Raw genomic sequence first — 23,556 nt, 5'->3', positions numbered from 1 at the left:
GAGATGGCCAAGTGGGCCACATCTCGAGACCGTGATCACGACTCCGACCGTGGCTCGGTGACCGCCGAGTTCGTGGTGGTGTTGCCAGCTGTGCTGATCGTGCTCGTCATGATTATCGGGTCGATACTGATCGCGACTCAGCAACTGACGCTGACCTCGGCAGCGGGCGACGTTGCGAGGCTCGAAGCTCGGGGTGATGCCGCAGGGGCATCACTGCGAGTGTCGCAACTCATGCCCGGTGTCAGTGTCACCCGCCAAAGCCTCGGTCCACTGCACTGTGTTGCGCTGAGCGCTCAGCCTGGGGCGGGTCTGCTTGCCGCACTGCGCATCTCAGCCTCCGGGTGTGCGGCGCGAAGTGAGGCCGAGGCCGCGCCGAGCGCAGCGACGGTGAACGAACTGCGATGAGCGCACCGCTCCTCATCGCCTGCGCGGCCACAACACTCGCGCTCGGACTGCCGGTTCTCGGCGGGGCAAGCGCGCTCGAGACCCGGCACCGCGTCGCGGCGGCCGCCGATTCGGCGGCTCTCGCGGCGGCCGACGCTGCCGGTGGGTGGATCTCCGCCGACCCGTGTGCGCTCGCCGCCGAAGTCGCTGCAGCGACATCGGTCTCGCTTTCGGAGTGTTCGGTCGATGACAACACGGGCGTGGCGACGGTGGTCGTGCAGGCGAGCACGGTGCTCGGAGTCGTCGCGATCCACGCCCGTGCAGGGCCTGCGGGCATAGAGTAAGGGGGAGAACGCATCGCTGGTACATGCGCGGAAGACCGCGTGGCGGATCTTGACTGGCCGAACTTTCACCGTGTGGTGTGTATCGTGTCGAAGCAGAACCATCTTGTGTGCGAACCGAACCAGCGTCGGCGTGCAGGAACCCTACGTATGAATAAAGGAGAGCCGTGGCGGCCAAGAAGCTCGTGATTGTCGAGTCTCCCACCAAAGCGAAGACCATTGGTGGGTACCTCGGTGACGGCTATGAGGTAATCGCTTCCGTCGGGCACGTTCGAGACCTTGCCGAGCCCTCGGAGCTGCCGGCCGAGCTCAAAAAGGGTCCATTCGGAAAGTTTGCGGTTGACGTAGAAAACGGCTTCGCTCCTTACTACGTGGTCAATGCGAATAAGAAGAAGACGGTCAGCGAACTGAAGCGCGCGCTGAAGGGAGCGGACGAGCTGTGGCTCGCAACAGATGAGGACCGCGAAGGCGAGGCCATCGCGTGGCATCTGCTCGAGGTGCTGAGCCCGAAGGTTCCGGTTCGCCGGATGGTCTTTCACGAGATCACCAAAGAGGCCATCGAGCAGGCCAAAGCGAATACCCGCGACATCGATCTTGCTCTGGTGGACGCGCAAGAGACGCGACGCATTCTTGACCGTTTGTACGGCTATGACATCTCACCGGTGCTGTGGCGCAAGGTCGCTCCCAAGCTCTCTGCGGGTCGCGTGCAGTCCGCGGCAACGCGACTCGTCGTAGATCGCGAGCGCGAGCGACGCGCATTCGTGTCGGCCTCGTACTGGGATTTGACGGCCACGTTCCAACCTGACGCGAGCGCCCCTGATTCCACGAGCTTTGAGGCGCGATTGGTGAGACTCGACCAGTTGCGTCTCGCCACCGGAAGTGACTTCACCGATGTGGGTGAGTTGAAGCCGAAGGCACAGTCGGCGGGAGTCATTCTGCTGCAGCAGGAGCGCGCGGAGCGACTCGCCACTCTCCTGGCTGCGGGCACGGAAGCTCGAGTGCTCTCGATCGACACCAAGCCACACACACGTCGTCCGGCGGCGCCGTTCACGACCTCCACGTTGCAGCAGGAGGCATCGCGCAAGCTTCGCTACAGCTCACGCCAGACGATGTCGTTTGCCCAGTCACTGTATGAAAACGGGCATATCACCTATATGCGAACGGATTCGCCCACGCTGTCGCAGCAGGCGATTGCGGCGGCCCGCTCGCAGGCGGCCGAGCTGTATGGCGCCCAAACCGTGCCAGACGCTCCGCGTGTCTACACGGGCAAGGCGAAGGGCGCACAGGAAGCCCACGAGGCGATTCGCCCAGCGGGTGACACGTTCCAGCGCCCGAGCGAGCTCAAGAGCAAGCTCACCCAGGGCGAATTCGCACTCTACGATCTGATCTGGAAGCGCACGGTCGCGAGCCAAATGGCGGACGCGAAGGGATCGACCGACACGGTCACCCTTGGCGTCGCGCTTGACGAGCCGGGTCAGTCTTCACCGACCGAGGCCGAATTTACTGCCAGCGGCACCGTCATCACCTTCCCGGGATTCCTCCTCGCCTACGAGGAGGGGCGCGACGAGAAGCGCGGTGAGGCGGAGAAGAACGTGGCGCTGCCGCAGCTTTCCGAGGGTCAGAAACTGCGGGTCGTAGCACCCGAAGCAAAGGGCCACGAGACCAGCCCGCCGCCCCGGTTCACCGAGGCGAGCCTCACCAAGAGACTGGAAGAACTCGGCATCGGGCGGCCGTCCACCTACGCCGCGATCATCGGCACAATCAGCGACCGTGGGTACGTCACAAAGAAGGGGCAAGCCCTCGTTCCGAGTTGGATCGCATTCTCCGTGGTGCGTCTCCTCGAGGAGCACTTCTCTGCGCTCGTCAGCTACGACTTCACCGCCGAGATGGAGAGCGACCTCGACCGAATCGCCGCAGGAGAAGCCGACCGAAGCACGTGGCTGAACGAGTTCTACCACGGCCACGGCGATCATCCGGGCTTGCGAGGGGTCGTCGACAACCTGGGTGAAATTGACGCTCGGGCCATCAACACGATTCGCATCGACGACTCGATCTCGTTGCGAAACGGCAAGTACGGCCCCTATCTCGAGGTATTCGACGATAAGTGCGAGGCGGGCGAAGACGGGGCGCTCAAGCCGCGTAGCGTCAACATTCCCGAGGGGCTCGCACCTGACGAACTCACGACCGAGCGGGCCCACGAGCTTGCAGATGCGGAGCCCGCAGAAGATCGGGTGGTGGGGCTCCACCCCGAGACCGGGAAACGCATCATCGCGAAGATCGGTCGTTTCGGCCCCTACGTCACCGAACTCCCCGATGAGGGAGAAGAGCTGCCGAAGGGCGAAAAGCCCCGCACTGCGTCCCTCTTCAAGAGCATGGACCCAGCGACGATCGATCTCGACACCGCGGTGGCGCTCATCGGGCTGCCGCGCGTCGTGGGCATGGACGCCGAGTCTGGCGCCGAGATTACGGCGCAAAACGGTCGCTACGGTCCGTATCTGAAGAAGGGCACCGATACCCGGTCCTTGACCAGCGAGGACGAAATATTCTCAGTCGATCTAGCTGCAGCGCAAGAACTGTTCGCGCAACCCAAGTACGGGGCGCGCCGAGCCTCTAGCGCCCTGAAAGAATTCGACGCCGACCCGGTGAGTGGGAAACCCATCAAGGTCAAGGACGGTCGCTTCGGGCCTTACGTCACCGACGGCGAAACGAACGCCACGATTCCTCGGGGCGACAGCGTTGACGACATCAATTTCGAACGCGCGGTTGAGTTGCTCGCGATTAAGCGTGCGAAAGGTCCGGTGAAGCGCAAGGCCCCGGCGAAGAAGGCAGCCGCCAAGAAGGCTCCCGCGAAGAAGACAGCGGCCAAGAAAGCGTCGACCACAAAAATAGTGGATCCGGCCCGTTCGGCCGCGGCGAAGAAGGCAGCCGAAACGCGCAAGGCGAATGCGGCGGCGAAGGCCGCGGCTGCAGCTGAAGCCTGATCCACTTTCGAGATGATGACACGAAAAGAGAACCGGCAGTGAGCGGCATCTTCATCACCCTTGAAGGCGGAGACGGAGCCGGGAAGACGACGCAGGCCGAGTTGCTTGCGAGTTGGCTCGGGGAGCGTGGCCTGGAAGTGGTGCAGACACGCGAACCCGGGGGAACCATGCTTGGGGCATCGCTCCGCGAGCTTCTCCTGCACGGCGAGCACGTCGACGACCGCGCCGAGGCGCTGCTCTATGCCGCGGATCGCGCCCAGCACGTTTCCAAGGTCGTGCGCCCGGCGCTTGAACGCGGGGCTGCCGTGGTGCAGGATCGCTACATTGACTCGTCACTGGCGTACCAAGGTGCCGGTCGCCCCTTGGATCTCACCGAGGTTCGTCGCATCAGCGAATGGGCGACCGGGGGGCTCTGGCCGCACCTGACGGTGCTCTTGGATGTCACGCCCGAACTCGCTCAAGAGCGCCGCGAGGCCACGGGGGAGCGCGCGGACAGACTTGAGTCCGAAGCCGCCGAGTTTCATCGTGCGGTGCGCGAGGGGTTTCTCAGGCTCGCTGAGGCAGACCCCGATCGCTTTCTCGTGCTCGACGCTTCGCTCCCACGAGATGAACTCCACGCCGCGATTATCGCTCAGGTGGCGCCGCTGCTCGCATCCTAACGGGGCGCGCGCATGCGCCCGAGGCGATGCCGCCTGCGGCTATTCCTCCTGCGGCTACTCCGAGATCCCTCGGCCGAGACCGCTTCGCGCTGCCCGCCTGGCAGCCGCGTCGGTCGGGAGGTCGAAGGTGTCCTCGGCGATGATCGCTCCGAAGCGAGCCGGCAGCGTGTCGCGGTGTGCGGCACCGAGCTCAGCGAGCGGAATGGCGAAGCGATCTTGCACTTCGATCGCCTGCCCCACGGCATCGGTGACGCCGATCCGCAACGCCGGGTAGCCGCGACCCTCGCACAGCCCGCGGAACTTCACGTCCTCCTCCTGTGGCACCGAGACCAGCACGCGTCCCTGTGATTCCGAGAAGAGCGCCGCGGTTGCGTCGACCCCGTCGCGAGACAAGATTTCGTCGATCCACACGCGCACGCCCACGCCGAAGCGCAGCGAGCCCTCGGTCAACGCCTGCGCGAGACCCCCATCGGAGAGGTCGATCGCGGCCGACAGCAGGCCCTCCAGTGCGGCCGCGTGCAGCAGCTCTGCGAGGTTACGCTCGCCCGCGAGATCGACCTGAGGCGGCAGTCCGCCGAGGTGTGCGTGGATCGCCTCGGCCCAGGCCGAACCGTCCAGCTCATCGCGCGTTGTGCCGAGAAGGTACAGGTGGTCGCCCGCATCTTGCCAGCCGCTCGGCACGCGGCGCGCCACGTCGTCGATGATGCCGAGTACGCCGACCACGGGGGTCGGGTGAATCGGAACGTCGCCGGTCTGGTTGTAGAAGGAAACGTTGCCGCCGGTCACGGGGACCTCGAGTGCGAGGCAGGCATCGGAGAGGCCCTCAACCGCGCGCGAAAACTGCCACATCACCTCTGGGTTCTCCGGGCTGCCGAAGTTCAGGCAGTCGGTCACCGCCGTGGGAATCGCGCCCGAGGTCGCCACGTTACGGTACGCCTCGGCGAGCGCCAGCTGAGCGCCCGCGTACGGGTCAAGCTGGCAGTAGCGGCCATTCGCGTCGGTGGCGATCGCGACACCCAGCCCGGACTCCTCATCGACGCGGATCATGCCCGCCCCGTCGGGGAAGGAGAGCGCGGTGTTGCCCATGACGTACTTGTCGTACTGGTTGGTGATCCACGACACATCGGCCTGATTGGGTGACGCGGCGACCGCGATGACCTGAGCGCGAAGTTCATCGTCGTTCGCGGCCCGAGGCAGCGAAGCCGCCGAGTCAGCCTGCAGTGCGTCGATCCACGCGGGGTAGGCGACCGGACGCTCGTACACCGGGCCGTCGACGGCGACGGTCGAGGGATCGACGTTGACGATCTCTTCTCCGCGCCAGTTGATGATGAGTCGGTTGGTGTCGGTAACCTCGCCGAGCACGCTCGTCTCAACGTCCCACTTTGCGGTGACCGCCAGGAACGATTCAAGCTTCTCAGGCTTCACGATCGCCATCATGCGCTCCTGGCTCTCCGACATGAGGATCTCCTCAGCGGTGAGCGTGGGGTCGCGCAACAGCACGCTGTCGAGTTCGATGAACATGCCGCCATCGCCGTTCGCCGCGAGCTCGGAGGTCGCGCACGAGATGCCGGCCGCGCCGAGATCTTGGATTCCCTCAACCAGATCTCCCGCGAACAGCTCGAGACAGCACTCGATGAGCACCTTTTCGGCGAAGGGGTCGCCCACCTGCACGGCGGGGCGCTTGGTCGGGCCGCCCTCGCTGAAGCTGTCGGAGGCGAGAATCGAGGCCCCACCGATCCCGTCGCCGCCGGTTCGTGCGCCGAAGAGCACGACCTTGTTGCCGAGGCCCGAGGCGTTGGCTGTGTGCAAGTCTTCGTGCCGCAGCACGCCGACGCCGAGCGCGTTCACGAGCGGGTTCGCCTGGTACACGCCATCGAACACGGTCTCGCCGCCGATGTTCGGCAGGCCGAGGCAGTTCGCGTAGGAGGAGATGCCCGAGACGACGCCGTGCACCACGCGCGCGGTATCGGGGTCGTCGATGTCGCCGAAGCGCAGCTGATCCATGACCGCGACGGGGCGCGCACCCATCGAGATGATGTCGCGGATGATGCCTCCGACGCCGGTCGCCGCACCCTGAAACGGCTCAATGTACGACGGGTGATTGTGGCTTTCGACCTTGAAAGTCACCGCCCAGCCCTCGCCCACGTCGATCACGCCGGCGTTCTCGCCCATGCCCACGAGCAGGCGCTCGCGCATCTTGTCATTGACCTTCTGGCCGAACTGGCGCAGGTAGATCTTCGACGACTTGTAGGAGCAATGCTCCGACCACATCACCGAGTACATGGCGAGCTCGCCAGAGGTCGGGCGACGGCCCAGGATCTCGCGGATCTGCGCGTACTCGTCGGCCTTCAGGCCGAGAGCTTCGAACGGTTGTACGCGATCGGGCGTCGAGGCCGCGTCAGAGACGGTGTCGGGGCGGGGTTCAACGGGCGCTGCGGCAGTGGTGTCAGTCACCCCTCTAGCCTACCTTCGCAAATGAGTGCGTGGATCGCCCGGCGTACCGAAGCCACAACCACAGCCGACTCCGCTGCGCCAGGGGAAGCAATGCGGCGGGGTCGCTGGCGTTTCTCAGGCGCACCCACAAGACTGGGGGTATGACTACGCCGATTCACCCCCAGCCAGCCGCCGAGCAGCCGACCACTGAACTGCCGCCTCGCCTGGCAGACCCAGGAGCGGGAACCTCGCAGCCCTACCAGGCGGCGGCGATGCAGCACCGGGGGCTCTCTACTTTTCTCAAAGTGAGTATCATTTTGCTCGCTGCGCTGTCTCTTGCGTCGATTTCGCTGTTGTTTATCGGGGATTTCGAGGGCAAGTTCGAGCGGGTCTTTGCGACCTTCGTAGTCTTTGCGATCTTCGTGCTTCTCACCGCGATTGATACCCGCCGCGACCTGCGCAGCGACTGGTACGCGCCGGTGGCACTGATCGCGAACTCCTACATCCTCGCGCTGCTACTGATCGTCACCTGGATGACCCCGTTCGGTTTCTGGCTGGGCTGGGACATCTTCTGGAAGTCGCTGCTGGTCATCGCCGTCGTGCGCGCCGTCATTGGGTGCTGCCAGTTGCTTATTTCGATGGGTAACGGGCGTCCTGAGCCCCTCGTGCGCTTCGCTTTCATCACGAGCGTGCTCGCCGTGGTGGCTGGCATCCTCTTCACCGCGCCGGTGGCGATCGAGGTCTTCGACGTGATCGTGCCCGAACTGTACTGGCGCATCGCGGTGGCATCGCTGCTCCTGACCGCACTTGGCCTGGCGATTACCCTGCTGCTCCGGTGGTCATATGGTGCGAACGAGCGCGAGGCGGCGAGGAGCGCGCGGCAGGCACAGGTCGCCGCGCAGCAGTCGCAGCAGGCGCAGTCTCACCAGATGCAGGCGCAGGTGAGTGTGCAGTCGCAGCAGTTATTGCCGTGGCCCACCTTCCCCGACGGGCGTCCGCTGCCGGTCGGCCACGACGGTCAGCCCGACTTCTCAGCGTTGCGCGGACCGCAGGCCTGACCGGCCCGAACGAACTACACGTGCGCGGCGAGTGCGCGGATTGCGCTCGTGAAGATGCGCAGCCCATCAAGTCCCGAACGCATTGCCTCTGCGGTGTCTGGACCAAATCCGGGCTCGACCGCGTGCTCAGGGTGTGGCATCAAGCCAACAACGTTGCCACGCTCGTTGGTGAGCCCGGCGATCTCGTTCAGCGAACCGTTCGGGTTGACCCCGGAGTACCGGAACGCGATGAGCCCCTCACCCTCGAGCCGCTTCAATGTTTCGTCGTTCGCGATGTAGCCACCGTCGCCGTTCTTGAGCGGGATGATGATCTCTTCGCCGACCTCGAACTCGTTTGTCCAGTCGGTCCCAACGTTTTCGACGATCAGCTTCTGGTCGCGACGGATGAACTGCTGGTGTGCGTTGCGGATCAGGCCGCCGGGCAGCAGGTGTGCCTCAACGAGCACCTGAAACCCGTTGCAGATGCCGAGCACGGGCATGCCCGCGTTGGCGGCGTCGATGACCTCGGCCATGATGGGGGAGACCGCCGCGATGGCGCCGGGGCGCAGGTAGTCACCGTAGCTGAAGCCTCCGGGCAAGATGATCGCATCGACCTGGCGCAGGTCGTGGTCGCCGTGCCACAGCGCCACAGATTCGCCACCCGCGAGACGCACGGCGCGCTGCGCGTCGCGATCATCAAGCGAGCCCGGGAAGGTGATGACACCGAACTTGGGTGCCATTACTGGGCCGCCTCGCCCGTGCCGCCGAAGTCGATGTTCACCACGTCTTCGATGACCGCGTTCGACAGCACGTGCTCGGCGAGTTCGCGGATCTCTGCCCGCACCTCATCGGTGATGGGGCCGTCAACGGTGAGCTCGAAGCGCTTACCGATGCGCACATCATGAATCTTCGCGTGCCCGAGGCGCTTCAGCGCACCCGAGGTCGCCTTGCCCTGCGGGTCGAGCAACTCGGCCTTCGGCATCACATCAACAACAATCGTGGGCACCGGGGCCTCCGTCTTCGCGTCTCGACAGTCTCGACAGTGGATCGGGTGCGTGCGCACCCTCTCCCAGTCTACAAGCCCGGGAAGGGTGCCGAAGGCGCCCCGATCCACTGTAGGGGGAGACTACGCAGCGAGAACCCGCACCCGGTTGCGCCAGGGGTCAAGGAACACCAGCTCGTCGCCGTGCAGTTGGCGGTCGATGCCGCGTGACGCGAGGCGCTCGCTGAGCGCTCCGAGCGCGTCGCGCGCGGGCTGTGCCTCGGTGTCTGGCAACGCGATGGTGACCTCGCCGAGCCCGAGGGCCGGCGTGCGTTCGCCGGCACCGCGCGACTCCCACGTGTTCATGCCGAGGTGGTGGTGGTAGCCGCCGGCCGACACGAAGAGGGCCTGCGAGCCGAACTCGAAGGTCACCTCGAAGCCGACGGTGTTGACGTAAAAGTCCCGCGCCGCGGCGATACTGCCCACCTTGAGGTGCACGTGGCCGATCTCCGCGGGGGTGTCGGAAATCGCCTCCGCGCCCGCCTCGGTGAGGTGGGCGCGCAGGAACGCATTCGGGTCGAGGGCGAGGGTCGCCATCTGTACCTCGCCGTTCGGGCTGATCTGCCACTGGTCGCGCGGACGGTCGATGTAGAGTTCAACGCCGTTGCCCTCGGGGTCGCCGAAGTAAAACGCCTCGCTGACCAGGTGATCGCTCGAGCCCTGGAACTGGCCCGGGTACTGGCGCGCTACCGAGGCGACGACCGAGGCAAGCTCTGCGGCTTCGGGGAAGAGAAATGCCGTGTGGTAGAGGCCTGCCGCGCCCGCGGGGGCGTGGGCGAGGGTGCCGTCTTGATCGAGCACGAGCACCGGGCGGCCCTGGCGTCCGAGGGTGGCGGTGCCCTTGTCTTCCGCGAGGAGCTGCAGCCCCAGCCCGCCGCGGTAGAAGCCGATCATCTGGTCGAGGTCGCTCACCGCGAGGGTTACGGGGCCCATGCTGGTCGCCCCGGGGAGGAGATCCTGCGAGGTGGGTGTCTGGAGTTGTGTGCTCATGGGTTGGTGTCCTTTCCTGCTACCCCCATGATACTTTAACCTTCAACTAAATGGAAGGGTTGGGACGTCGCTAATTCGCCGCCGACACACTCGCTTCACCCTGCTGCCCCTCGTGATTGGGCGCAAACGGCTCTTTCGAGGGGCAGGAAGAAGCCACTCGCGCCCTACATAGGGGCTTATGGGAGCTTTGGGAGTGCCAGCAGTTGGGGGGGAGCTAAGTCGCAGGAACCTTCCCGGTCAACCGCGTGAACAGTTCGGCGTAGCGTCCGAGCGTGCGATCCACGATCTCGCGGGGCAGCACCGGCGGTTCCCCGGTCTTGTCCCAGTGTGCGGCCAGCCAGTCACGCACGATCTGCTTGTCGAAGCTCGCCATCTTCTCGGCGGGGGTGGATCCCGACTCGTACGTCGCCAAGTCCCAATATCGGCTCGAATCGCTCGTGAGTACCTCGTCGGCGAGAACCAGCTCGCCGGTGTGCGGGTCGCGGCCGAACTCGAACTTCGTGTCGGCAAGCACCAGACCCCGCGCTGCGGCGAGTTCACGAGCGCGGGTGAAGATCGCGAGCGAGACATCGCGCAATTGCGCGGCGACCTCGGAGCCCACAAGTTCCGCGCTGCGTTCGAACGTGATGTTCTCGTCGTGTTCGCCGAGCGGCGCCTTGTATGCAGGGGTGTAGATCGGCTCATCGAGCAGGTCACCATCGGTGATGCCTGCGGGCAACTTGATACCGCAGACGGCACCAGTCTCTCGGTACTCTGCGTACCCCGAGCCGGTGAGCGCGCCGCGCACCACGCACTCGATGGGATACATCTCGAGCTTGCGGGTGAGCATCGCGCGCCCACTCACCTCGTCGGGAACCGGCGGTGCTGCGGGGCGAGCGTGTTTGCCGCGGCGCACGGCATCCGCATCGACCAGGTGGTTGGGCACGTCGAGCTGGTCGAACCACCAGCGCGAGAGCCCGGTCAGCAGGGCGCCCTTGCCAGAGATCGGCGGTTCAAGCACGTAATCGAAAGCGCTGATGCGGTCGCTCGCGACAACGAGGAGGAATGTGCCGTCGCCTGTTTCTGCCTCGTACAGGTCGCGCACCTTGCCCGAGTAGGTGTGTCGCCAACCGGCGAGTGCGGGCGCGCTCATGCGTCGACCACCCGAAGGGCGATATCGGTGCGGTGCTGGCCGCCAGCGAGGGCGATGCGATCCACCCCGGCGTAGGCACGCGCACGCGCCTCGGCAAAGGAAGCCCCGCGACCGATGACCCCGAGCACGCGACCGCCGGTGGCGACCCATCCGCCCTCGGCATCGCGCGCGGTTGCCGCATGTACCAGGTGCGCGCCGGACACCGGCTCGGCAAGCTGGCCAGAGTCATCAAGCCCGGTGAGGGGGCGACCGGTCGAGGCGTCGCCCGGGTAGCCCTCGCTCGCCACGACCACGACCACGGTCGCCTCATTCGAGAACTCGGGTGCGGGGTGGGACGAGAGCGTGCCCGATGCCGCGGCGAGCAGGTACTCGCTCAGCGGCGACACCATTCGGGGGAGTACGACCTGCGTCTCCGGGTCGCCGAAGCGGGCGTTGAACTCGATGACGCGCACACCCTGCGCGGTCACGATGAGTCCGCAGTAGAGCAGGCCGATGAACGGGGTGCCCTCGTGTTCGAGCTGTCGCACCGTTGGCAGCGCCACGGTTTCGGTGATCTGGGCGACGAAATCGTCGGCCACCCAGGGAAGTGGAGAGTAGGCACCCATTCCGCCGGTGTTCGGACCCTCGTCGCCGTCAAAAATCCGCTTGTAATCCTGCGCGGGGCTCAGCGGTGCGACGTTGTGGCCGTCGGCGAAGAAGAACAGCGACACCTCCTGGCCATCGAGGAATTCCTCGATGAGCACCTCGCCATGCGGCGCCCACGTCACGACGTGAGCGAGTGCGGCATCACGGTCAGAAGTGACCAGCACACCTTTGCCCGCGGCGAGCCCATCTGCCTTCACCACGTACGGCGCGCCGAACTCGTCGAGCACGGGCGCTGCGTCCTGAACCGAGGCGACCCGCGAAGCCCGCCCGGTGGGCACCCCCGCCTCGGCCATGATGCGCTTGGCGAACGCCTTCGACCCCTCGAGCTGCGCGGCTGCCTTGCTCGGGCCAAAGACGGGAATTCCACGCTCACGCAGCGGGTCAGCCACGCCCGCGACGAGCGGGGCCTCGGGGCCGATGACCACGAGGTCGAAGGCCCGATCCACCACGAAATTTGCGACCGCGGTGGGATCATTCGCGTCGAGCCTGGGGGTCTCGACTCCCTCCGCGGAGATGCCGGCGTTGCCGGGCGCGCACACGATTTCGTGCCCCGCCTGCTCGGCAAGTAGCGCACGGACGATGGCGTGTTCACGGGCACCTGGCCCCAAGACAAGGATCTTCACACTCTTAAGGATAGTGTCGTGGGCATGGCGAAACGCAGGATCTCGGAGGCAGACGGACGAGAGGCGGTGCGGGCGGTGCTTACGGGGGAGGACTCGCGCACGACCGTCGCCACCGCGGTGCGATACCTGCTCGAAGAACTCGCGGAGCGTGCCCCCGGCAATTCCGTCGAGGTGCGGGTGCCCCCGTTTGGTGCGACCCAGTGCGTCGCGGGTCCGCGCCACACCCGCGGGACACCTCCGAATGTGGTCGAAATGCAGCCAGATACGTGGATCGCGCTGGCCACTGGGAGGCTGGAGTGGCAGGAGGCGCTCGATGCCGCGCGCGTGATCGCGTCGGGGGCGCGGGCCGACATCGCGCCGTTACTGCCGCTGATCCACCCGGCGCAGCCGTGACGCAGATGACGCACGGTGAAGCGGGCACCCAGCCGATGCTGCGAGAATGTGCGCATGAGTAACGAAGAGGCCGCCCCGCAGGTCGGTCTGCCAAGCGCAGAAGACGCACACGACGCGACCCCGGCAGTCGCCGACGAGCCCGCTCCCTACGAGCCAGTTGAGACCCGCACCGAGATAGAGGTCGGACTGCAGCGATCAGTGCGCACCGGGCGGGTCATCATCGGTACTGCGATCCTGGGCGCCGTGATCGCTGCGCTCGTCTCCCTCTTCTTTCCCCTCGCGCCGGACGCAGATTACGAGCTCGCACAGATCGCCGGTTTCATGTCGCTCATCGGTGCCGCGATCGGGCTCGCGGTCGGGGCGATCCTGGCGCTCGTGCTGGGCCAAGTGGCAAAACGACACCGGGGCGCGGCGATTGCCGTGCACACTGACGTACGATAAACACATTCCTCGATCGATCGGAGCGATCCACACATGTTCGGTAACCTAAGCGGCCCCACGCTGCTGGTCATCCTGTTTATTGTCTTGCTGTTGTTCGGTGCTCCGAAGCTTCCGGCGCTCGCGCGGAGCCTCGGCCAGTCGATGAAGATCCTCAAGAAAGAGGTATCGGGCGACGGAGACGACACTTCCGCTGGTGGATCAGGATCCGCGAATGCGCAGTCAGCGCCCCAGGCTCCCGTGGCGCCCCAGGCTCCGGCCCAGAGCACCACGCCGCCGGTGCAGCCGGCGCCTCCCGCTGAGCCCGCACCGCCCGCCGAGCCGCAGGCACCCGTGGCACCGCAGGCACCTGAAGCTCCGGGCTCAGACAAGTCCTGACACGGACAAGTCCTGACACGCAAAGCACAACGGCGTGCCGCTCATCTTGGCGGTACGCCGTTGTGCATTATTTGTGTGGCCCGCCGTTCAACGTGCGAGCCACACCGGATCAGCTTGTCTGCGTCGACTCAACCCAGGAAAGGTATTCCTCGTCGACGTTGCCAGCCAGGTACTCGCCGGTGAAGCAGCTTTCCTCGAGCTCCTTCACCGCGGTCTGCCCGTCGAGAATGGCGCGATTCATTCCATCGACCGTTTGATACACGAGGTGATCGGCGGCAAGTTCGGCCGCGATCTGATCGATGCTCCGCCCATGCGCGATGAGTTCGGCACGGGTGGGCATATTGATGCCGTAGACGTGCGGAAATAGCACAGGAGGCGCGGCCGAGGCGAAGGTCACCGAGTTGGCGCCGGCGGTGCGGGCCATCTCGACGATCTCGCGCGAGGTCGTGCCGCGAACAATCGAGTCGTCGACGATCAGGACGTTCTTTCCGCGGAACTCGGTGCTCATGGCGTTGAGCTTCTGGCGCACACTCTTCTTGCGCACGGCCTGGCCGGGCATGATGAAGGTACGGCCCACATAGCGGTTCTTGAAGAAGCCTTCGCGATACTCAATGCCGAGTTTCTGTGCCACCTGCATGGCGCTCGGCCGGGCCGAGTCGGGGATCGGCATGACCACGTCGATGCTGCCATTCGGCACCTCAAGCGCGACCTGTTCGGCGAGTACATCACCGAGGCGCAGGCGCGCATCGTAGACCGAGATGCCGTTCATCACCGAGTCTGGCCGGGCCAGGTAGATGTACTCGAACGCGCAGGGGAGCAAACGCGGATTCTTTGCACACTGTCGCGAGGACAGGGTGCCGTCTGGGGCGATGAGGATCGCCTCGCCGGGCTCAACGTCGCGCACGATCTCGTAGCCGCCAGACTCGAGCACGAGCGACTCTGACGCGACGACCCACTCGTCACGACCCTTTGCCCCATCGCGGCGGCCCAGTACCAGCGGGCGGATGCCCAGCGGATCGCGGAACGCGAGCAGCCCATGCCCGGCGATGATGGCGATCGTGGCGTATGAACCTTCGACACGCTCGTGCAGGCGCTCAACCGCGTCAAACACGTGCGCGGAATCGAGGGAGAGGCCGGTGACGCTCGACTGCAGCTCGTTGGCCAGCACATTGAGCAACAGCTCGGTATCGCTGTGTGTATTGAGGTGGCGCCGATCCACGTTGTACAGCTCTGCGCTGAGTTCGCGCGTGTTGGTGAGATTTCCGTTGTGCACCAAGATGATGCCGTAGGGTGCGTTGACGTAGAAGGGCTGCGCCTCTTCTTCGCGCGATGCTGATCCACTCGTCGCGTAGCGCACGTGGCCGAGGCCGACGGTGCCCAGCAGGCTGCGCATGTCGCGAGTGCGGTAGGCCTCGCGCACCTGCCCGCGCGACTTCACCATGTGGAACTGGCTGCCGTCAGCGGTAGCGATTCCGGTCGAATCCTGCCCGCGATGCTGCAACAACAGCAGACTGTCGTAGATCTGCTGGTTGACGGGTTCCTGCGAGACGATGCCGACAATGCCGCACATGCTAGATGTTGCTCCTGCGAACGAAGGGGGTGCCGCGCACCGCGGCTCATCAAGTCTCGCACACCTGGCCGAGTGCTCCTGCGACGTACCCAGTGGATCCCTGGGCCTATGCCGGGGCAGGGTAGGCTGGGGCGCGTGAGCGAGAACCCGTCGATCTATGCCCAGGCCGGTGTTGACACTGCAGCCGGAGATGTTGCCGTTGAACTGATGAAGTCGGCGGTGGCCCGTACCCACGGGCCCGAGGTGCTCGGCGGGGTGGGCGGCTTCGCCGGCCTCTTCGACGCGTCGGCGCTGACCGGCTACACGCGCCCGCTGCTCGCGAGCTCGACCGACGGCGTCGGCACGAAAGTCGCGATCGCGCAGGCACTCGACAAGCACGACACCATCGGCCAAGACCTGGTGGCCATGGTGGTCGACGACATCGTCGTGGTCGGTGCCAAGCCCCTGTTTATGACCGACTACATCGCCTGCGGCAAGCTCGTGCCGGAGCGCATCGCGTCGATTGTGCGCGGCATCGCCGAGGCCTGTGAAGCGACCGGTACGGCGCTCGTGGGCGGCGAGACGGCCGAGCACCCGGGCCTGCTGGGCGTCGACGACTACGACGTGGCGGGTGCCGCGGTGGGTGTCGTCGAAGCCGACCGGTTGCTCGGACCCGGTCGGGTGCGTGACGGTGACGTGGTGCTCGCGATGGGCGCTTCTGGGCTGCACTCGAACGGCTTTTCGCTCGTGCGTCACATCATGGCTGGACGCGACCTGCTCTACACCGACCACTCCGCGGAGTTGGGTACCACCTACGGCGAGGCGCTGCTCGAGCCGACGGCGCTCTACACCGCACCGCTGCTGCGCGTGCTCGATGACCCCGCGCTCGATGGCGCGATCCACTCGCTGAGTCACGTCACCGGGGGAGGCATCGCGGCGAACCTCGCGCGCGTGCTGCCGGTGGGCAGCTGGGTCGAAGTGGATCGCCAGGGCTGGTCGCCGCTTCCGGTCTTCCGGCACCTCGCCGACCTCGGCGGGCACTCCCTCGAGAGCCTTGAGGGAGCGTGGAACCTTGGGATCGGCATGTTCGCGGTGGTCGATGCCGCTCGCGCCGGAGTCGTGGCCGATCGCCTGCACGCCGAAGGTCTCACCACATGGGTGGCAGGCACGATCTCAACGAGCGAGCGGGATTTCACCGGCTTCGAGCAGGGCGCTAAGGGTGTCGACGGCGGGGCCGTGCGCCTCGTCGGCGGCTACGCCGGCTAAGCGAATGTCTGGGGGCACGGTAGATGCCCCTCCCGGGAACGGCGAACGCCCCGCATAGCTACGGGGCGTTCGTTCGCAGTGCTGATGATTCGCTACTTCTCGTCGTCCGAGTCGTCGTCATCGTTGTACTTGTCAGCGTACTCAGCCCAAGGATCAGCGCTCGCCTGACGTGCAGCGAGCTCCCGTTCGAGCTCAGTAAGGTTCGTATTCGGGCTGAAGTATTTCAACTCCCGAGCTACCTTGGTGTGCTTTGCTTTTTGACGGCCGCGCCCCATGCGTGACCCCCTTACACATTCGGGCCTCGCGAAAATGCAATTTCCGCGAGGCAAGGGTTGCTTGAAATAAACGTATGCGGCAAAGCTTATCATGCCTGACGCGGCCGCAGATGCGTCGATAGGATGGGGCCGTGGCCAGCTCACCCGAGAGACAACGTATCGTGCGTCGCGTACTGATCGTGGCGCTCGTTGCCGCCGTTCTTGTGTTGGCCGCAGCGGCGTGGATAGTCGTGCCAATCCTGACTCACAACAGTGCCGGAAGCTCGGGGCAAGATCAGCTGCCCGAGGGGTTCGTCAATGAGGCACGCGCCGAGGGTGCCGACGGGCGAACCCGCGAGCTCGTCGTCGAGACGACTGCCGGTTCGCCGGCAGACCTCGCCCAGCTTACGCCGGGAGATGAGCTCATTATTCGGGGTTCCGGCTTTGATGCTGGAATCGGAATATACGTGGCAATCTGCGCGGTTCCGTCAATTCCGGGTGAGAAGCCATCACCCTGTCTCGGTGGGATTCCCGAGACCGCCGAGGGTGCGGTGGTGGCCGAGACCAGCGTCTGGATCACGGACAACTTCGCCTGGGCGGCCTTTGCCAATCAGGGGTACGACGATGCCGGGGCGGGCATATTCACGGCGACCTTGCTAGTGCCCGAATCCTCCTCGAACGGTCTCGACTGCACGGTCTCGCTGTGTGCGATCACGACCAGGGCAGACCACACCGCGGCGAACGACCGGGTGCAAGACCTGCAACTTCCCGTCGCATTCACCCGCTGATCCGCCTACGAGGTCAGTGGGGCGATGACGAGCGACGCGAACGTGTAGATTCCGAGCCCCGCGAGCGCGCCCACCACGGTGCCGTTGATGCGGATGAACTGCAGATCCTTCCCGACCTGCAGCTCGATCTTCTCGGCAGCCTCCTGCGCGTCCCAGCGCTGCACAGTCTCGCTGACCACGCTCGCGATGTCGTGCCGATAGCTCCGCACTAGATGCTCGGCGACCTGCATCACCCACACATCGATCTTGAACTGCAGGGTGGGCTCGTCAAGCAGGCGGTGCCCGAAGTCTTGCAGCGCCAACACCATTCGTGTGCGCAATTCACTCGCTGGGTCTTCAAGCATCTCGACGAGGGCCGCGCGGGCGGTCACCCAGGTGCTCTCGGCAAGGCCGCGAATGCGCGGGCTGTCGAATACCTCGTGCTTGAAGGACTCCAGCTGACCCTGCAACTCGGGCTTTTCGCGCAGATCTTCTGCGAGGTCGGCGAGGAAGCCCGCGACGGCAAGGCGGAAGGGGTGGTGCTGATCCGCCCGCACAGCTTGCGCGAAACGCACCGTCTCTGCGTGAAGCCGACCATCGACGAACCGCTGCGCAACACTCGGCAGCCACGACGGAAGGCGCGACGACACCATGCTGTCGAATGCGTCGGGGTGGTGGATCAGCCAGTCCTCCAGGCGCGCCGCCGCCATATCGATCAGGGCTTCCTGATGTGATCCGGCGACGAACGAGTCGATCGCGCCGCCGAGCAGGGGGCTCCAAGCGGGCTCAACAACGTGGCGCCGCACGAGTGCCTCGAGCAGCTCCTGCACGTCGCTGTCGTTGAGCACCGTCAGGGCCCCGAGGCCAGCACTCGCGATCATCTCGCCGAGCCGCTCGGAGTGGTGGCGATCCACCAGCCAATCGCCCGCCATGCGCGCGCCACTGATCGTGCTGAGCTTCTCGTGCACGACCTCGTCGGCGAGGAAATTTTCTTCGATGAAGGAACCGAGCCCCTCACCAATCTCGTCTTTTTTGTTGGAAATCAGGCTGGTGTGCGGAATCTTGATTCCGAGCGGGTAGCGGAAAATTGCCGTCACCGCGAACCAGTCGGCGAGCGCGCCGACCATCCCACCCTCGCTTGCAGCGCGAACGTAGGCGAGCCAAGGGATTCGGTCTTGCAGGGCGAAGGACACGACGAACACCACCGCCATGAAGAGCAACAGCCCGAGCGCGAGTGCCTGCATGCGGCGGAGTTGCCGGAGCCGCTCGAAATCAGCCGTGGAGGTTGCACCCAGGGTGCGACGCGGCCGACGGGTGGCGGAGGTCGTTCCAATTCGTAAGCCAGGCATTCAAGTATTATCCCGCGCAGGTGCATTTCAGTCGTGCATGGGATGATGATCGGATGCATCTCCTTGCCGCAGCGAGCCTCAAAAACCGAGCGCTTATCGCACTGGTCACCATCGTCGCGTCGCTGTTTGGCCTCATAAGCGTCAACGCATTGAAGCAGGAGCTACTTCCCTCGGTGCAGTTTCCGGCGATCGTCGTCATCACCGCGTATCCGGGAGCATCACCCGAGGTTGTCAACTCCGACGTGTCGACCCCGATCGAGACCGCGCTGCGCGGGGTGCCGGGGCTCGAAAGCAGCACCGCGACATCCTCGACCGGTATCTCGACGGTACTGGCGCAGTTCACCTACGGTATCGACTTGGCGTCGACGGAGCAGAAGGTTGAGCGCGCGATCAGTCGCATCTCGCGGGTGCTTCCCGAGTCGGTTGATCCGCAGGTCGCGTCGGGCAGCATTGACGATTTCCCGGTGATTCAGATCGCGGTTACTCCGCCAGACGGGGTCGAACCAGAAGTCACCGCAGAGCTCGTGGATCGCATCGCCATTCCCGAGCTCGGCGAACTTGACGGCGTGCGCGAAGCGCAACTCGCCGGTGCGCGCGGCGACCGCGTCACGATCACGCCAGACGAGGCACGTCTGGCGGAGGAAGCCCTGACCACACAGTCGATCCGCGACGCGTTGCAGCAGAGTGGTGTGCTCATCGCCGCCGGCAGAGTGACCGAGGGGGAGCGAACGCTCGCCGTACAGGCCGGCTCGACCCTCGAGTCTGTCGACGATATCTCGTCGCTGCCGCTGACCCGAAGTGCCGAGATCCTTGCGGCTCGCGCGGAGGCCGCTGCCGCTCAGGCATCCGCGGCATCTGCAGCCTCCGCACAGTCGCCGCTGGCTGCCTCAGGCTTTGGCACCGGCGGGGCACTCGCTCAGGCGCCTCCCGCAGCAAGCGAGCCACTTCCCACCATCACGATCGGCGAGGTCGCCACGGTCGCGCTGGAACAGAACCCGGAACAGAGCATCTCTCGGGTCAACGGCAAGCCCGCGGTGACGATCGCGATCACCAAGCTGTCGTCGGCCAACACCGTTGATGTGTCGCACTCGGTGATCGAAGCGCTGCCCGGACTCGAAGAATCGCTGCAGGGTGCGTCGCTTGAGGTGATCTTTGATCAGGCCCCCTACATTGAGCAGTCCATCGAGACGCTCGCCGTCGAGGGTCTGCTCGGACTCGTGTTCGCCGTGTTCGTTATTCTGATCTTCCTCCTGTCACTTCGGGCGACGCTCGTCACCGCGATCTCGATCCCCGTCTCGGTGCTGCTCACCTTCATCGGCCTGAACTTCGCCGAGTACACCCTCAATCTGTTGACGTTGGGCGCCCTCACCATCTCCATCGGCCGCGTCGTCGATGACTCGATCGTGGTGATCGAGAACATTAAGCGACACCTGGCGTTCCAGAGCCCAGAAGGCCGACAGACGGTGATCGTGCGCGCAGTGCGCGAGGTTGCCGGAGCCATCACGGCCTCGACCGTCACCACCATCGCGGTGTTCCTCCCGTTGGCGTTCGTCTCGGGTACCGTTGGCGAACTCTTCCGACCCTTCTCGTTCACGGTCTCGATCGCGCTGGCCGCGTCACTCTTCGTGTCACTCACGATCGTGCCGGTACTCGCATACTGGTTCCTGCGCGACAGCTCCCGCAAGCGCACCGCCGACGGTGCGCGAGAACTCGTGCCCGTCGACGAAGAGCCCGACGCCAAGCGCGGGGTCTCCGGACTCGTGCTTCGCGGGTACCGCCCGATCATTGATTGGACGCTGAAGCATCCCGCAGTGACTCTGATGGTCGCCTTGCTGGTGTTCGGTGGCACGATCGCGACCGCGCCGCTGATGAAGACCAGTTTCATCGGCAGCGACGAACAGAACTCCGTCAACCTGAGTCAGACCCTTGCTGCTGGTACGAGCCTGGAAGCCCAGCTCGTCGAGGCCGAGCGAGTGGAGCAGGCCCTCGCCGGGATCCCTGAGGTCGACACCGTGCAGGTCACGATCGGCAGCGGGGGCGCTGGCCTCCAGGCCGCCTTCGGCGGCGGTGACGGCGTGATCCGCTACGCGATCACGACCGATCCCGATGCCTCGCAAACCGAGCTGCAAGACGAGATCCGCACCACGGTAGAGGCGCTCGACGATGCCGGAGAATTCTCAATCGCTTCGGGCGGTGGGCCGATCGGTGGCTCGAGCGCGATCGAGGTCTCCGTCGCCGCCCCTGATCAGGCGACACTGACCGAGGCGAATGACGCGGTGGTCGAAGCCCTCCGAGCGCAGGATGGGCTGGTGCAGGTCGAGAGCGACCTGGCAACATCCCGCCCGTACCTCGCCGTCGAGGTGGATCGCGGCAAGGCCGCCGACGCTGGCCTCAGCGAGGTCGCGGTCGCCACGCTCGTCGCGCAGCAGATGAGCCCCTCGCAGATCGGGCAGATCGTGATCGAGGCGACCTCGATCGGTGTCTACCTCTCCGCCGGTCCCGCGCCGACTGATCCTGACGGCGTCGCCGCGCTCCTGATTCCCACCCGCGGTGGCGAGGTGCGACTGGATTCGCTCGCTACCGTCGCGGTCACTGACGGCCCGGTGAGTATCAGCACCCAAGACACGGTGCGGATCGCGGTGGTCTCCGCACTCCCGGCCGGGGACGACCTGGGCGCCGCGGGCGCGCTCGTGGACGAAGCGCTCGCTGGCTTGGAGCTTCCGGCGGGTGCGTCCGCCGGGGTGGGCGGTGTGCTCTCTGAGCAGGCGGAGTCTTTCCAGCAGCTCGGACTCGCCCTGCTTGCCGCGATCCTGATCGTGTACGTGGTGATGGTTGCGACCTTCAAGAGCCTGTTGCAGCCGTTGCTCCTGCTTGTCTCGGTGCCGTTTGCGGCCACCGGCGCCATCCTGCTGCTCGTCGTCACCGGGATTCCGCTGGGGGTGGCCTCGCTCATCGGCGTGCTGATGCTCATTGGCATCGTGGTGACCAACGCGATCGTGCTCATCGACCTGGTGAACCAGCTACGAGAACGCGGCAAACCACTCTACGAAGCGGTGCGCAGCGGATCCCTGTTGCGTCTTCGCCCGATCGTCATGACGGCGCTGGCGACCATCCTCGCGCTCGTGCCGATGGGGCTCGGCATCACGGGTAAGGGTGGGTTCATCTCGCAGCCACTCGCAATCGTGGTGATCGGTGGACTGCTTTCCTCGACGGTGCTCACGCTGATCGTGCTGCCCACCCTGTACTTCGCGGTGGAACGCCGACGCGAGCGGGCGCGCGAGCGACGGCTGGAGCGCCGCGAGCAGCGGATCGAACATGGCGCGTAAGTCGGGCGGCGGGTTCCGCGCCCCCAAGAATTACGAGCCGGGCAGGGGCAGCAAGCCGAGCAAGGCTGGCTGGCGAGCCGAGCAATCGGGAGGCGCGAAGCCGACCGGAAGCGGGAAGTCCGCGTCCGGAAGGTCGGCCGCGCGGCCCACGGACCGGCAGGATGGCGAGCGTTCGCAGCGCGCACAGCGTACCCGCGACACTGCGCCCGCGGGTGCGCGGCGCGAGCCGCGCACCGATCCACCCGCCCTGCCCGCACTGCCGGCGGTTCCACCCGCGCCGCTCGAGGCACGCCGCACGACCCCCGCCGAGGTTTCCGGCACGTCGTTCAGCGATCTGGGTCTCGGTGGCAACATCGTGCGGGCACTCTCCGAACTGGGAGCGATCACGCCGTTTGCGATCCAGGCCGTCACGATCCCTGATATTTTGCAGGGCCATCACGTGCTGGGACGAGGGCGCACCGGCTCGGGCAAGACCATCGCATTCGGGGCGGCCCTCGTCGAGCGGCTCCTCCGGCTGAAGGCCGAGGGCGCGTTCCCCTCCGACGCACCCAAGGAGAAACCGCAGCGGGGTGTGCAGCAGAAGCGTCCGGCGAGGCAGGCCGCACGGGCGCCCAAGGCTCTCATCCTCGCCCCGACGCGGGAACTCGCGTTGCAGATCGACCGCACCGTGCAACCGATCGCGCGCGCCGTAGGGCTCTACACCGGCCAATTCGTGGGCGGTGCCCCGTTTGAGCCGCAACTGCATTCCCTGGCACGCGGGGTCGACATCGTCATCGGCACCCCCGGCCGCATCGAGGACCTCTCGATGCGTGGCCACTTGAACCTCGGCCAGGTCGCCGTCACGGTCATCGACGAGGCAGACCACATGTCGGAACTCGGGTTCATCGAGCCGGTCCAGCGGATCCTGCGCAGTACCCGGCGGCGCAGTCAGCGACTGCTCTTCTCAGCTACGCTCGATGGGCGGGTGGAGGCGCTGGTCGCCGAGTTCATGCCGCGCCCCGCGATACACGAGGTGGTCGACGATGCGGGATCGAGCGAAGAACCAGGCGGCACGAGCGACGTGACCCACCGGGTGCTGGTTGTGCTGCGCGAGCACAAAGACGACGTTCTGATGCAGCTGGTCGTGGGCGGCGGTCGTACGGTGGTGTTCTGCCGCACGCGCGCCTACGCCGAGATGGTCACCGAGCGGTTGACCGAGGCCGGGGTGAAGGCCCTCGCCCTGCACGGTGACCTGAGTCAGGCGCGCCGTGAACGCAATCTGGCGAAATTTACTGAGGGCAACGTTGATGTTCTCGTCGCGACCGACGTGGCCGCGCGCGGCATTCACGTCGATGACATCGATACGGTGCTGCAGGCGGATCCGCCGGACGACCCGAAAGCGTATGTGCACCGCGCAGGACGCACGGGTCGCGTGGGGAAGGCTGGCAGCGTGATCACCCTGATCCCGCGCACGCGGCAGAAGCGCACGCGCGAACTCTTCGAGGCGGCGGGCATCGAGCCCGATTACTTCGGCGACTTCGAGCCCGGAGCCTCTTTGTCCTAGCTTGCCGAGTTGGGGCGGTGGACTGG

The 23,556-nt window shown here is 65.7% G+C and carries 21 protein-coding genes; 12 read left to right on the top strand and 9 right to left on the bottom strand.

Annotation, left to right across the window (positions count from 1 at the left end):
* The first annotated feature begins 3 nt into the window (after positions 1-3).
* The 4 genes from ACR0R4_RS07630 (at position 4) to tmk (ending at position 4,365) form a co-directional block, all read left to right on the top strand.
* On the top strand, positions 4-405 hold the full coding sequence (locus tag ACR0R4_RS07630) for a TadE family type IV pilus minor pilin (RefSeq protein WP_433646739.1): 402 nt from the start codon (positions 4-6) through the stop codon (positions 403-405).
* Positions 402-728: an Rv3654c family TadE-like protein gene (locus ACR0R4_RS07625; protein WP_433646737.1), complete on the top strand. Its 327-nt coding sequence runs from the start codon at positions 402-404 to the stop codon at positions 726-728. The genes ACR0R4_RS07630 and ACR0R4_RS07625 overlap by 4 nt, the downstream gene beginning before the upstream one ends.
* 164 nt (positions 729-892) lie before the next feature.
* Positions 893-3,706: a type I DNA topoisomerase gene (gene topA / locus ACR0R4_RS07620; RefSeq protein WP_433646735.1), complete on the top strand. Its 2,814-nt coding sequence runs from the start codon at positions 893-895 to the stop codon at positions 3,704-3,706.
* Between the two features lie 38 nt (positions 3,707-3,744).
* Complete coding sequence (gene tmk / locus ACR0R4_RS07615) at positions 3,745-4,365, top strand: dTMP kinase (protein WP_433646733.1); 621 nt, start codon at positions 3,745-3,747, stop codon at positions 4,363-4,365.
* 54 nt (positions 4,366-4,419) lie between these two features.
* On the opposite strand, the gene purL is transcribed toward tmk, so the two are convergent.
* Positions 4,420-6,819, bottom strand: coding sequence for a phosphoribosylformylglycinamidine synthase subunit PurL (gene purL, locus ACR0R4_RS07610; RefSeq protein ID WP_433646732.1), 2,400 nt, complete (start codon positions 6,817-6,819; stop codon positions 4,420-4,422).
* 140 nt (positions 6,820-6,959) lie between these two features.
* On the opposite strand from purL, the gene ACR0R4_RS07605 reads away from it, so the two are divergent.
* The gene (locus tag ACR0R4_RS07605; protein WP_433646731.1) at positions 6,960-7,856 is read left to right on the top strand and encodes a hypothetical protein; all 897 of its coding nucleotides are present in this window, start codon (positions 6,960-6,962) and stop codon (positions 7,854-7,856) included.
* A gap of 14 nt (positions 7,857-7,870) precedes the next feature.
* On the opposite strand, the gene purQ is transcribed toward ACR0R4_RS07605, so the two are convergent.
* The 5 genes from purQ to purD all read right to left on the bottom strand — a co-directional run bounded on the left by purQ (position 7,871) and on the right by purD (position 12,267).
* On the bottom strand, positions 7,871-8,575 hold the full coding sequence (gene purQ, locus ACR0R4_RS07600) for a phosphoribosylformylglycinamidine synthase subunit PurQ (RefSeq protein WP_433646730.1): 705 nt from the start codon (positions 8,573-8,575) through the stop codon (positions 7,871-7,873).
* Positions 8,575-8,841: a phosphoribosylformylglycinamidine synthase subunit PurS gene (gene purS, locus ACR0R4_RS07595; RefSeq protein ID WP_433646792.1), complete on the bottom strand. Its 267-nt coding sequence runs from the start codon at positions 8,839-8,841 to the stop codon at positions 8,575-8,577. Before purS ends, purQ begins: the two co-directional genes overlap by 1 nt.
* 120 nt (positions 8,842-8,961) lie before the next feature.
* Positions 8,962-9,867 carry a VOC family protein gene (locus ACR0R4_RS07590; RefSeq protein ID WP_433646729.1) on the bottom strand — a complete coding sequence of 302 codons (906 nt, stop codon included), beginning with the start codon at positions 9,865-9,867 and terminating at the stop codon, positions 8,962-8,964.
* A 214-nt stretch (positions 9,868-10,081) separates the two neighbouring features.
* Positions 10,082-10,999, bottom strand: a complete 918-nt coding sequence (locus ACR0R4_RS07585) for a phosphoribosylaminoimidazolesuccinocarboxamide synthase (protein WP_433646728.1) — start codon at positions 10,997-10,999, stop codon at positions 10,082-10,084.
* A complete protein-coding gene (purD, locus tag ACR0R4_RS07580; protein ID WP_433646727.1) occupies positions 10,996-12,267 on the bottom strand; it encodes a phosphoribosylamine--glycine ligase in 1,272 nt (423 codons plus the stop codon). Before purD ends, ACR0R4_RS07585 begins: the two co-directional genes overlap by 4 nt.
* Before the next feature lie 24 nt (positions 12,268-12,291).
* On the opposite strand from purD, the gene ACR0R4_RS07575 reads away from it, so the two are divergent.
* From ACR0R4_RS07575 to tatA, 3 genes are read left to right on the top strand one after another with little or no spacing between them, the layout of a single operon-like run.
* The gene (locus ACR0R4_RS07575) at positions 12,292-12,660 is read left to right on the top strand and encodes a sterol carrier family protein (RefSeq protein WP_433646726.1); all 369 of its coding nucleotides are present in this window, start codon (positions 12,292-12,294) and stop codon (positions 12,658-12,660) included.
* Positions 12,661-12,714: 54 nt separating this feature from the next.
* On the top strand, positions 12,715-13,101 hold the full coding sequence (locus ACR0R4_RS07570) for a hypothetical protein (RefSeq protein WP_433646725.1): 387 nt from the start codon (positions 12,715-12,717) through the stop codon (positions 13,099-13,101).
* Between the two features lie 33 nt (positions 13,102-13,134).
* Complete coding sequence (gene tatA, locus ACR0R4_RS07565; protein ID WP_433646724.1) at positions 13,135-13,476, top strand: twin-arginine translocase TatA/TatE family subunit; 342 nt, start codon at positions 13,135-13,137, stop codon at positions 13,474-13,476.
* A gap of 109 nt (positions 13,477-13,585) precedes the next feature.
* Here tatA and purF read toward each other — a convergent pair whose 3' ends face one another.
* Positions 13,586-15,046 carry an amidophosphoribosyltransferase gene (gene purF / locus ACR0R4_RS07560; RefSeq protein WP_433646723.1) on the bottom strand — a complete coding sequence of 487 codons (1,461 nt, stop codon included), beginning with the start codon at positions 15,044-15,046 and terminating at the stop codon, positions 13,586-13,588.
* A gap of 108 nt (positions 15,047-15,154) precedes the next feature.
* Here purF and purM point away from each other — a divergent pair, with 108 nt between their 5' ends.
* Complete coding sequence (purM, locus tag ACR0R4_RS07555) at positions 15,155-16,291, top strand: phosphoribosylformylglycinamidine cyclo-ligase (protein WP_433646722.1); 1,137 nt, start codon at positions 15,155-15,157, stop codon at positions 16,289-16,291.
* A 92-nt stretch (positions 16,292-16,383) separates the two neighbouring features.
* On the opposite strand, the gene ACR0R4_RS07550 is transcribed toward purM, so the two are convergent.
* Positions 16,384-16,566: a DUF3073 domain-containing protein gene (locus ACR0R4_RS07550; protein WP_433646721.1), complete on the bottom strand. Its 183-nt coding sequence runs from the start codon at positions 16,564-16,566 to the stop codon at positions 16,384-16,386.
* Between the two features lie 131 nt (positions 16,567-16,697).
* Here ACR0R4_RS07550 and ACR0R4_RS07545 point away from each other — a divergent pair, with 131 nt between their 5' ends.
* A complete protein-coding gene (locus ACR0R4_RS07545; RefSeq protein WP_433646720.1) occupies positions 16,698-17,333 on the top strand; it encodes a hypothetical protein in 636 nt (211 codons plus the stop codon).
* 5 nt (positions 17,334-17,338) lie between these two features.
* On the opposite strand, the gene ACR0R4_RS07540 is transcribed toward ACR0R4_RS07545, so the two are convergent.
* A complete protein-coding gene (locus tag ACR0R4_RS07540) occupies positions 17,339-18,661 on the bottom strand; it encodes a DUF445 domain-containing protein (protein WP_433646719.1) in 1,323 nt (440 codons plus the stop codon).
* A 53-nt stretch (positions 18,662-18,714) separates the two neighbouring features.
* Here ACR0R4_RS07540 and ACR0R4_RS07535 point away from each other — a divergent pair, with 53 nt between their 5' ends.
* On the top strand, positions 18,715-21,987 hold the full coding sequence (locus tag ACR0R4_RS07535; protein ID WP_433646718.1) for an efflux RND transporter permease subunit: 3,273 nt from the start codon (positions 18,715-18,717) through the stop codon (positions 21,985-21,987).
* Complete coding sequence (locus tag ACR0R4_RS07530) at positions 21,977-23,530, top strand: DEAD/DEAH box helicase (RefSeq protein WP_433646717.1); 1,554 nt, start codon at positions 21,977-21,979, stop codon at positions 23,528-23,530. Before ACR0R4_RS07535 ends, ACR0R4_RS07530 begins: the two co-directional genes overlap by 11 nt.
* Positions 23,531-23,556 lie beyond the last annotated feature (26 nt).

It is taken from the genome of Leucobacter fengyongliangi, assembly GCF_050971685.1.
GTDB lineage: Bacteria > Actinomycetota > Actinomycetes > Actinomycetales > Microbacteriaceae > Leucobacter.
The sequence above is the reverse complement of the archived record's forward strand: the minus strand, read 5'-3'. Positions and strand labels throughout refer to the sequence as shown.